Source organism: Shinella sp. M27 (assembly GCF_049199905.1).
Classification (GTDB): Bacteria; Pseudomonadota; Alphaproteobacteria; order Rhizobiales; family Rhizobiaceae; genus Shinella.
This window is the reverse complement of record NZ_JBLZPK010000078.1, coordinates 26,417-36,035: the sequence shown is the minus strand read 5'-3', so window position 1 is coordinate 36,035 and position 9,619 is coordinate 26,417. Positions and strand designations below refer to the sequence as shown.

The following is a 9,619-nucleotide window of genomic DNA, read 5'->3' as shown; positions in this document are numbered from 1 at the left end:
GGCTTGACCCGAGGATCCATGCGGCGAACTCAGTGGGCGCGGGTGGATCCTCGGGTCAAGCCCGAGGATGACGGAGGAGAACATATCGGACTGAAAAGAAAGCATACTCCACATCGGAGAAGCGCCCGACGCCTTCCTACTTCTTCGCAAAAGCCGGCGCCTTGCAGACATCCGCCACGATAGCGAGCGCCTTGCGGCCGCGCGCCTTCTCCTCCGCATCCACCATCGTCAGATCGAGCCGGTCGGAGCACATGTCGTCCGAGACAGTGTTTTCGCCCGACAGCGACATGCGGCTTGAGCAGAAGAGCCCGCGCCCCGTCAGCACGATCTGCTCCGCATCCGGTGAATCGAACGGAATCGGGTTCATCTCCGCGATCATGTCGTCGACGGAGGCATAGGCGGTGACGGAGGTCACGCGGCTGAGATCGACGAGGCTCATCGTCAGCGTCGCCCATTTCGCGGGAAACTGCAGCGCCGACATGGTGCGGGCGCGGCAGGGCGCGCCGGACACTTCCAGACGCGTCACCAATCGCGGTGCATTGGGATCGTCGACGATCGAATAATAGGTGTCGGCGCTTTCGGCGCGTTCCGGCTCGGCGCCGTCCTGCGAGAGGCCGAGCAGCACGGCATGGGCATCGCGCATTTCGGCATCCGTCGGCGCATCTTGCGCACCGGCCGAAGCCTGGCACGCCAAAATCAGGGCCAAGCCTGCCAATGTCCCTGTTATGCCCCGTTTCATCGTCTTTTCCTTTTTGGCGGGTACCATAGAGGTGGCCCTTGCCGGCGGCAATGCAGCCGAAGAGCGTATTGCCGCCGCCGTCCACAGGCTGTATTTCAAAGCCATGAGCACGCATCACACTTCCTCCCGCCCCACCCTGCCCGTCGCTGGCGAGGATCATGCCCGCCTGACAATCGATCTTTCGGCGCTGGCCGACAACTGGCGCGCCATGGCGCGGCGCTCGGGAGCAGCCCGCACCGCCGCCGTGTTGAAGGCCGACGCCTATGGCATAGGGCTGGAACCGGCGGGAAAGACCTTCCACCATGCGGGTGCACGCGATTTCTTCGTGGCGACCCCGGCCGAAGGGGCGGCCCTGCGCGGCGTGCTGCCGGATGTGCGCATCTATGTGCTCTCGGGCATGTGGGCCGGCTCCGAACGCCTGTTCTTCGAATTCGACCTTGTGCCCGTGATCGTCTCGGAAGAACAGCTCGCCGTCTTCATGGCCGCCATTGCCGATGGCGGAGACCTGCCCTGCGTGCTGCACGTCGACACCGGCATGAGCCGGCTTGGCCTGCGCGTCGAGGACGCGCTCGCGCTTGCCGACGATAGCTCCCGCCCCGCGAGCTTCTCGCCGGTCATGCTGCTCAGCCATCTTGCCTGCGGCGACGATCCGAGCCATCCGCTCAACCGCCAGCAGCTCCAGCGCTTCCGCAGCGTCGTGACGGCCTTCGACGACATCGATGCGACGCTCGCCAATTCCGCCGGCATTTTCCTCGGCGAGGACTACCACTTCACCCTCACCCGCCCCGGCATCGCGCTCTATGGCGGCGCGGCCGTCAACGACGTGCCGAACCCGATGAAGCCGGTGGTGACCGCCGAAGCGCGCATCCTTCAGGTCCGCGAGGCGAAGGCCGGCGAGAGTGTCAGCTACGGCGCCTCCACGGTGTTTACGCGCGACACGCGCATCGCGGTGGCCGCGATCGGCTATGCCGACGGCTATATGCGCAGCCTCTCCGGCTCCGGCGTGCCGCTGCGCAAGGCCAACATTCCCGGCGCCAGCGGCGTGCTGCATGGCCGCACCGTCCCGCTGATCGGCCGCGTCACCATGGACCTCACCCATTTCGACGTCACCGACCTGCCGGCCGGCAGCGTGCGGGCGGGCGATTTCATCGAAGTCTTCGGCCGTCACATGCCGATCCAGGATGTGGCGCTTGCCGGCGGCACCATCGACTACGAACTCCTGACCAGCCTCGGCCGGCGCTACGAACGCCGCTACGAAGCTTTGAAAAAATAATCATCGTTCTCGTTTTGTACTATCGGCCCGTTTCGTGTTAAGGGCTTTCCGAATGATTCCGGAGAGCAAGTCCCGATGGCGAAGGCCCGCACCCAATTCATCTGCCAGAACTGTGGCACCGCGCATAACCGCTGGGCCGGAAAATGCGAAGGCTGCGGCGAGTGGAACACCATCGTCGAGGAAGACCCGATGGGCGGCATCGGCTCCGGCCCCGGCAAGGTGCCGAAGAAGGGCCGGCCCGTCGCGCTGACGGCGCTGTCGGGCGAAATCGAGGAAGCCCCGCGCATCCATACCGGCATCGGCGAACTTGACCGCGCGACTGGCGGCGGCTTCGTGCGCGGCTCGGCCGTCCTGATCGGCGGCGATCCCGGCATCGGCAAGTCCACCCTCCTCATGCAGGCCGCCGCAGCGCTCTCCCGCCGCGGCCACCGCATCATCTATGTCTCGGGCGAAGAGGCCGTGGCGCAGGTGCGCCTGCGCGCCCAGCGCCTGCATGCCGCCGAGACCGACGTGCTGCTCGCCGCCGAAACCAATGTCGAGGATATCCTTGCCACCATCGGCGAGGGCAAGCGGCCCGATCTCGTTATCATCGATTCGATCCAGACGCTGTGGAGCGACACGGCGGACGCCGCCCCCGGCACGGTGACGCAGGTGCGCACCGGCGTGCAGGCGATGATCCGCTTCGCCAAGCAGACCGGTGCCGCCATGGTGCTGGTCGGCCATGTCACCAAGGAAGGCCAGATCGCCGGCCCGCGCGTCGTCGAGCACATGGTCGATGCCGTGCTCTATTTCGAGGGCGACCGCGGCCACCACTACCGCATCCTGCGCACGGTGAAGAATCGTTTCGGCCCGACGGACGAGATCGGCGTCTTCGAAATGTCCGACAAGGGGCTTCGCGAAGTCTCGAACCCCTCGGAACTCTTCCTCGGCGAGCGCAATTCGAAATCGCCGGGGGCCGCCGTGTTTGCCGGCATGGAGGGCACGCGACCCGTGCTCGTCGAAGTGCAGGCACTGGTCGCCCCCACCTCGCTCGGCACGCCGCGCCGCGCCGTCCTCGGCTGGGATTCGGCTCGGCTTTCGATGATCCTCGCGGTACTCGAGGCCCATTGCGGCGTGCGGCTCGGTCAACACGATGTTTACCTCAATGTGGCGGGCGGCTATCGCATATCGGAGCCGGCGGCGGACCTGGCGGTCGCCTCCGCACTGGTTTCCTCGCTTGCCGGTCTTGCCCTTCCCGCCGATTGCGTCTATTTCGGCGAAGTCAGCCTGTCGGGCGCCATTCGCCCGGTGGCGCACACCGCCCAGCGCCTCAAGGAGGCGGAAAAGCTGGGTTTTTCGCAGGCCGTCCTGCCCGCCGGTTCCGCCGATCTGCCCAAGGGCGCCGGCGGCCGCTGGAGCGAGATCGACAGCCTGCCGGATCTGGTGGCGCGCATTGCCGGATCGAAACGCGCCCTCAAACGGGAAGACGAGGACGTCTGACGGCCTTCAGCAGCGGAAACCCCTGTGGGAAACCCGTGCCGAACCGGGACGGCAAGGATGCCTTCCGCTACTGTGCGCCCGCACGGGACGTGGGGTCTGGCGACATTTCGGGTTTGGAGTAGGACGAACATGCCCATCACAATTCTCGACGGTATCGTCATCGGCGTCGCGCTGTTTTCCGCCGTGCTGGCGATGGTGCGCGGTTTTTCGCGCGAAGTGCTTTCCGTCGCAAGCTGGGTGGGTGCCGCGGCAGCCGCCTATTTCCTCTATCCGGTGCTTCTGCCTTACGCGAAGGACTATACGACGAGCGACACCGTCGCGATGGCCGGTTCGGCCGGCGCCGTCTTCCTCGTCGCCCTCATCGTGATCTCCTTCATCACCATGCGGATCGCCGACTTCATCATCGACAGCCGCATCGGCGCGCTCGACCGCACGCTCGGCTTCCTGTTCGGGGCCGCGCGCGGCATCCTCTTGGTCGTCGTCGCCATGCTGTTCTTCAACTGGCTGGTCGCCCCGCAGCAGCAGCCGTCCTGGGTCACCACGGCGAAGTCCAAGCCGCTGCTCGACAATCTCGGCGCGCGCCTCATCGCGCTTCTGCCCGAGGATGCCGACGCCACGATCATCGACCGCCTGCGCGGCAAGCCGGCCGACGGCACGCCGGCAACCGGCGGGGGCGGCACGACGGAAGACCCGGATGGCGCCACCGGCACGGGCACGGGCGGTACCGATCAGGCACCGGCGGAAGAGACGCCCGCCACGAACGGATAAATGTGATCAGGGGAGCCGCCACTCACGAAATTGAGGAAGGCAGGCTCCCCGATTTTTTGGTAGGATAGACCATCAGCCACTGACGCTTCCGGGCCTCGGTGGCAAATGCTTTAGGCCATACCCATATGGGGGTGGCCTGGAGTGACGAATACCCCGCGCAACCTCTAAGGTCCCGAGCAAAGGCTTGCAGCAATGAGCGATTTCCTGTTTCCCGGCCGCCACGAAGACGATCTCGATGGCGATACGCTTCACGAAGAGTGCGGCGTCTTCGGCATTCTCGGCCATCCGGAAGCCGCAACGCTGACGGCGCTCGGCCTGCATGCCCTGCAGCATCGCGGCCAGGAAGCAGCCGGCATCGTCTCCTTCGACGGCAAGCAGTTCCACACCGAAAAGCATATGGGCCTCGTCGGCGACCACTATACCAACCCGGTAACGCTGGCCAAACTGCCCGGCACCATCGCCGTCGGCCACACGCGCTATTCCACGACCGGCGAAGTGGCGTTGCGCAACGTGCAGCCGCTCTTTGCGGAGCTTGAAGTCGGCGGCATCGCCGTTGCCCATAACGGCAACTTTACCAACGGCCTGACGCTGCGCCGCCAGCTGATTGCCGGTGGTGCGATCTGTCAGTCGACCTCCGACACGGAAGTCGTGCTCCACCTCATCGCCCGCTCGCGCTACACGAACACGACCGACCGTTTCATCGATGCCATCCGCCAGATGGAAGGCGGCTATTCGATGCTCGGCATCACCCGCACCAAGCTGATCGCGGCGCGCGATCCCACGGGTATCCGTCCCCTCGTCATGGGCGAACTCGACGGTAAGCCGATCTTCGCGTCCGAAACCTGCGCGCTCGACATCATCGGCGCGAAATTCGTCCGTGACGTCGAGAACGGCGAGATCATCGTCTGCGAACTCCAGCCCGACGGCTCGATCACCATCGAGGCGAGGAAATCAGGCAATGCGCAGCCGGAACGGCTCTGCCTGTTCGAATATGTCTATTTCGCCCGTCCGGACTCGGTCGTCGGCGGCCGCAGCGTCTATGTCGCGCGCAAGAACATGGGCATCAACCTGGCCAAGGAACATCCGGTCGAGGGCGACGTGGTCGTGCCGGTGCCGGATGGCGGCACGCCGGCAGCGCTCGGCTATGCCCAGGAGAGCGGCATTCCCTTCGAATACGGCATCATCCGCAACCACTATGTCGGCCGCACCTTCATCGAGCCGACGCAGCAGATCCGCGCCTTCGGCGTGAAGCTGAAGCATTCGGCCAACCGCGCGATGATCGACGGCAAGCGCGTCATCCTCGTCGACGATTCCATCGTGCGCGGCACGACCTCGCTGAAGATCGTGCAGATGATCCGCGATGCCGGCGCCAAGGAAGTGCATGTGCGCGTCGCGAGCCCGATGATCTTCTATCCGGACTTTTACGGCATCGATACGCCGGATCGGGACAAGCTGCTCGCCAACCAGTACAACGACGTCAAGGCAATGGCGAAATATATCGGCGCGGATTCGCTGGAGTTCATCTCCATCGACGGCCTCTATCGCGCCGTCGGCGGCGAGGACCGCAATTCAGCCCGCCCGCAATTTACCGACCATTACTTCACCGGCGACTATCCGACGCGCCTCCTTGACAAGGAAGGCGAGACGATGGGACGGAAGGTCTCAGTCATGGCTAGCAACGGATAATTGAAGACATCATGAGCATCGACCTGAACGGCCGCATTGCGCTGGTCACCGGCGCATCGCGCGGGATCGGCTATTTCACTGCCCTCGAACTCGCCAAGGCCGGTGCGCATGTCATCGCCTGCGCCCGAACCGTCGGCGGCCTCGAAGAGCTTGACGATGCGATCAAGGCGGTCGGCGGCACGGCGACGCTGGTGCCCTTCGATCTCGCCGATATGGCGGCAATCGACAAGCTCGGCGGCTCGATCTTCGAACGCTGGGGCAAGCTCGACATTCTCGTCGCCAATGCCGGCGTGCTCGGCACCATCTCGCCGATCGACCATGTCGAGGCGAAGGTGTTCGAGAAGGTCATGAACATCAATGTCACGGCGACCTGGCGGCTGATCCGTTCGGTAGCCCCCCTGCTCCTGAAGTCCGATGCCGGCCGCGCCGTCATTCTGTCATCGAGCGCCGCCCACAAGTGCAAGCCCTTCTGGGGCCCCTATTCCGCCTCCAAGGCCGCTGTCGAAGCCATCGCCCGCACCTGGGCCGGCGAAACCCAGCGCACGGCGCTGCGCATCACCTCCGTCGATCCCGGCGCCACCCGCACCGCCATGCGCGCCCAGGCCGTGCCGGGCGAGGATCCCTCGACGGTGCAGCATCCGTCCGAGGTGGCGAAGGCTCTGCTGCCGCTGGTTGCCGCTGATTACGCGGAGACGGGCAAGCTGTTCGACATGCGCCAGGGGCGCCTGGTGGACTACCGCCTGCCGGAGTGAGGCGGAAGGTTTCACCTCATCGGGGTCAGTGCGCGCCGCATGGATCCTCGGGTTAAGCCCGAGGATGACGGACAGGAGGAAATGCCTCCCGTTTCTCAAACCTAGCTGCATGCGGGACCGTAACTTTTACCATAGTGCTTTCTTCTCTCGTCATCCTCGGGCTTGACCCGAGGATCCACGCCGCACGGTACAGCGCCGCTCAGGCCTTCCGCTTCATTCCCCCACCACCGTCGTCACCACCACTGAGAGCCCCGGCGCCAGATATTTCGACAGGTCCTGCCCGTCATCGATGGCGATGCGAACCGGAATGCGCTGGGCGACCTTGGTGAAATTGCCGGTCGCATTGTCGGGCTTGATCACGCTGAATTCCGAGCCGGCGGCCGGCGAGAAGCGTTCGACATGGCCCTTCAGCGTCGCATGTTTGAAGGCATCGACGCGCACCTCCACCGCCTGTCCCGGCTTGATATAGGCGAGCTGCGTTTCCTTGAAATTGGCGATGACCCAGGTGTCGTGCGGTACGACGGCCATCAGCTGGGTGCCGGCGGCAACGTACTGGCCGAGCTTGACACCCACCTCGCCGACCACGCCGTCGCGCGGCGCGGTGATGACAGTGTTGGAAAGGTCGATCTTCGCAAGCTCCACCGAGGCCTCCGCTCCCGCAACCGCAGCCCGCAGGGAATCGCGGCTGACGATGATCGTCTGGAGATCCTGCCGGGAGACTTCCAGATTGGCCTGCGCCTGCGAGACGGCGGCTTCGGCCTGGTCGAGCGTCGTGCGGCTCTGCTCGCGGTCGGCCTGGGTGGCGATGCCCTTGTCGGAAAGCTCCTCGACACGGTTCCAGCTTTCCTCCGCCCTGCGCTTGGCGTAGGTGGCGCTGGCGAGTGCCGCTTCGCTGGCACCGATGCGGGCCTTGGCTGCATTTTCCTGCTGCTCGGAATTGGCAAGCGCCGCCTGCTGGCTGGCCAGCGTGGCCTTCGCCTGCTCGACCTTCTGGCGGTAGATACGGTCATCGAGCCGGGCGAGCACAGCACCGGCCTTGACGGTTTCGTAGTCCTTGACAGGGACATCAGTGACATAGCCGGCGAGCTGCGGACTGATCAGGGTCACGTAGCCGCGCACATAGGCGTTGTCGGTGGTCTGCACGTCGGTGGAGAACGGCGGCAGCTGCCAGGCATAGGCGACGACGCCGATGCCGACGAGACCAAGGACGACGGCAAGAGCGGTCGCGGTGTTGCGGATATATTGTTTCATGGCATCAACCTTCAACGGCCGCTTCGCCGCTCGTGCGGGCGCCGGCCTCTTTCATATGGACGTAGATTCGGTGGGCGGCGAGCGCGACGGCGGAGGCGACCGCCAGCAGTGCGATGACGAAAAACGCATCGTTATGGGCCAGCACATTGGCCTCGCGCGTCACCTGCTGGCCGAGCAACGCAACGCCCTCGGCCTTCAGCACGGCGGGATCGGTGATCGTTCGGCCATAGGCGGCGGAAAGCTGCGAGATACGGGTGGCAACCAGCGGATCGGTGAGCGTCATGGCCTGGGCGAGGACGTTCGAATGGAACTTTTCGCGCAGCGTGATGAAGGAGCCGAAGATCGCCGAACCCGCCAGCCCCCCGAGGCTCTGCGTCACCAGGAAGACGACGATGAAGCTCAGGATATATTGTGGCCCCTTGCGCAGCGCCATGACGAAACCGGACGCCATTGCGGGCGGCAAGAACAGGGCGCCGCCGACGGCGATCATCGCCTGGCTGAGATACATTTCATGCGGACGCGTCAGGTTCGTCGCATGACTGTCGAGAAAAGCGCCGACGCCGATGAAAAGCAGGGCGACCATGTGAATGGCCGGTTCACGGCCGGGCTTGATGATCGCCGCGCAGAGAAGGCCGCCGGCGGCCGTCGCCAACGCCACGACAGTGTAGAGGCCGACCAGCTGCTCGTTCTGCAGGCCGATGATCTGGAAGAAATTGCTCGCGACGGCCGTCTGCTCGGCAAGCATCAGACGGAAGAGCGTCAGGACGGCCGCGAAGTGCAGCACATCGCGGCTGACGAGCCAGCGAAGGTCGATCAGCGGCCGCTCCCGGTTGAGCTCCAGCACGGCGGCGATGGTCAGAGACGCGATCATCACCACCAGCAATTCACCGATCCACTGCGCTTCCAGCCACCAATAGGTGCGGCCGGTGACGAGGATGACCGCAGCCGTCCCGAAGCCGATGGCGATGAAGAGGTAGCTGACGATATCGAGCTTCTCGATGACCTTCGCGCGCGGAATGGGCGTCAGCGGCAGGAGATAGATCGCCGCGAAGGCGAGCATGGAAAGCCCGACCTCGAGAATGAGCAGCCCGCGCACATTGCCGAGCGCGATGAGCGGCGGCGAAATGATGCGCGTCAGGGGTGCTGCAAGCGCGATATTGGTGAGCGCCAGCGAAAGGCCCACGGTCAGCTTGCGGGCCGGCGTGAAGGCCTCCAGCATGTAGAGGAAGCCGAGCGAGGAGAGCGGTGCCGCCGCGATGCCCGCAAAGAAACGCAGCACGAGCGCCGACCGCAGGTCGGTGATGAAGACATGCAGCACCGTGACGACGAGGAACACGGCAATGCCGAGCTCGGCGAAATGGCGCAGGCCATATTGGTTGCGGATCTTGATGAGCGCGATCGACAACGAGGCATTCGGCGCCATATAGGCGGCCATCAGCCAGACGGCCTCGGCACTCGTCGCGCCGAACGGCCCTTGCAGCTGGGGAATGTTGGCCGCGACGAGGTTCATGCCGAAACCCTGCGTCAGGGCGAGCAGCGTGGAGGCGGCCATATAGGCGGCGGCGCGGGCGGGCGGCATCGGAGGCGGTGCCGGTGGGGCGGCCGGTGCCTGCCCGATCGGCTCTTTTGCCTCACCCTCCTCCCCGCGCGTCTCGGTGGCGGGGACGGTGC

General features: G+C 65.1%; 8 protein-coding genes. 5 read left to right on the top strand and 3 right to left on the bottom strand.

Annotation, left to right across the window (positions count from 1 at the left end):
- Window positions 1-136: 136 nt before the first annotated feature.
- Window positions 137-643, bottom strand: a complete 507-nt coding sequence (locus ACOZK4_RS27125; protein WP_421594730.1) for a hypothetical protein — start codon at window positions 641-643, stop codon at window positions 137-139.
- A 199-nt stretch (window positions 644-842) separates the two neighbouring features.
- On the opposite strand from ACOZK4_RS27125, the gene alr reads away from it, so the two are divergent.
- The 5 genes from alr (at window position 843) to ACOZK4_RS27100 (ending at window position 6,697) form a co-directional block, all read left to right on the top strand.
- Window positions 843-2,012: an alanine racemase gene (gene alr, locus ACOZK4_RS27120; protein WP_421594734.1), complete on the top strand. Its 1,170-nt coding sequence runs from the start codon at window positions 843-845 to the stop codon at window positions 2,010-2,012.
- A gap of 75 nt (window positions 2,013-2,087) precedes the next feature.
- Window positions 2,088-3,491: a DNA repair protein RadA gene (gene radA / locus ACOZK4_RS27115; protein WP_421594729.1), complete on the top strand. Its 1,404-nt coding sequence runs from the start codon at window positions 2,088-2,090 to the stop codon at window positions 3,489-3,491.
- Window positions 3,492-3,620: 129 nt separating this feature from the next.
- Window positions 3,621-4,259, top strand: a complete 639-nt coding sequence (locus tag ACOZK4_RS27110; protein WP_421594728.1) for a CvpA family protein — start codon at window positions 3,621-3,623, stop codon at window positions 4,257-4,259.
- 192 nt (window positions 4,260-4,451) lie between these two features.
- Window positions 4,452-5,945 (top strand): amidophosphoribosyltransferase, encoded by a 1,494-nt coding sequence (gene purF / locus ACOZK4_RS27105; protein ID WP_313532077.1) that lies wholly within the window; start codon window positions 4,452-4,454, stop codon window positions 5,943-5,945.
- 11 nt (window positions 5,946-5,956) lie between these two features.
- On the top strand, window positions 5,957-6,697 hold the full coding sequence (locus ACOZK4_RS27100; RefSeq protein WP_421594727.1) for an SDR family NAD(P)-dependent oxidoreductase: 741 nt from the start codon (window positions 5,957-5,959) through the stop codon (window positions 6,695-6,697).
- 213 nt (window positions 6,698-6,910) lie between these two features.
- Here the strand turns inward: ACOZK4_RS27100 and ACOZK4_RS27095 are convergent, their stop codons facing one another.
- Window positions 6,911-7,948 carry an HlyD family secretion protein gene (locus tag ACOZK4_RS27095; RefSeq protein ID WP_313532080.1) on the bottom strand — a complete coding sequence of 346 codons (1,038 nt, stop codon included), beginning with the start codon at window positions 7,946-7,948 and terminating at the stop codon, window positions 6,911-6,913.
- 4 nt (window positions 7,949-7,952) lie between these two features.
- Window positions 7,953-9,527, bottom strand: coding sequence for an MFS transporter (locus tag ACOZK4_RS27090; protein ID WP_421594733.1), 1,575 nt, complete (start codon window positions 9,525-9,527; stop codon window positions 7,953-7,955).
- Between the last annotated feature and the right edge of the window lie 92 nt (window positions 9,528-9,619).

Excerpts from the sequence above, each read along its gene's own strand:
- ACOZK4_RS27125 (WP_421594730.1), bottom strand. The coding sequence starts at position 643 with ATGCGCGATGCCCATGCCGTGCTGCTCGGCCTCTCGCAGGACGGCGCC.
- alr (WP_421594734.1), top strand. The coding sequence starts at position 843 with ATGAGCACGCATCACACTTCCTCCCGCCCCACCCTGCCCGTCGCTGGC.
- radA (WP_421594729.1), top strand. The coding sequence starts at position 2,088 with ATGGCGAAGGCCCGCACCCAATTCATCTGCCAGAACTGTGGCACCGCG.
- ACOZK4_RS27110 (WP_421594728.1), top strand. The coding sequence starts at position 3,621 with ATGCCCATCACAATTCTCGACGGTATCGTCATCGGCGTCGCGCTGTTT.
- purF (WP_313532077.1), top strand. The coding sequence starts at position 4,452 with ATGAGCGATTTCCTGTTTCCCGGCCGCCACGAAGACGATCTCGATGGC.
- ACOZK4_RS27100 (WP_421594727.1), top strand. The coding sequence starts at position 5,957 with ATGAGCATCGACCTGAACGGCCGCATTGCGCTGGTCACCGGCGCATCG.
- ACOZK4_RS27095 (WP_313532080.1), bottom strand. The coding sequence starts at position 7,948 with ATGAAACAATATATCCGCAACACCGCGACCGCTCTTGCCGTCGTCCTT.
- ACOZK4_RS27090 (WP_421594733.1), bottom strand. The coding sequence starts at position 9,527 with ATGCCGCCCGCCCGCGCCGCCGCCTATATGGCCGCCTCCACGCTGCTC.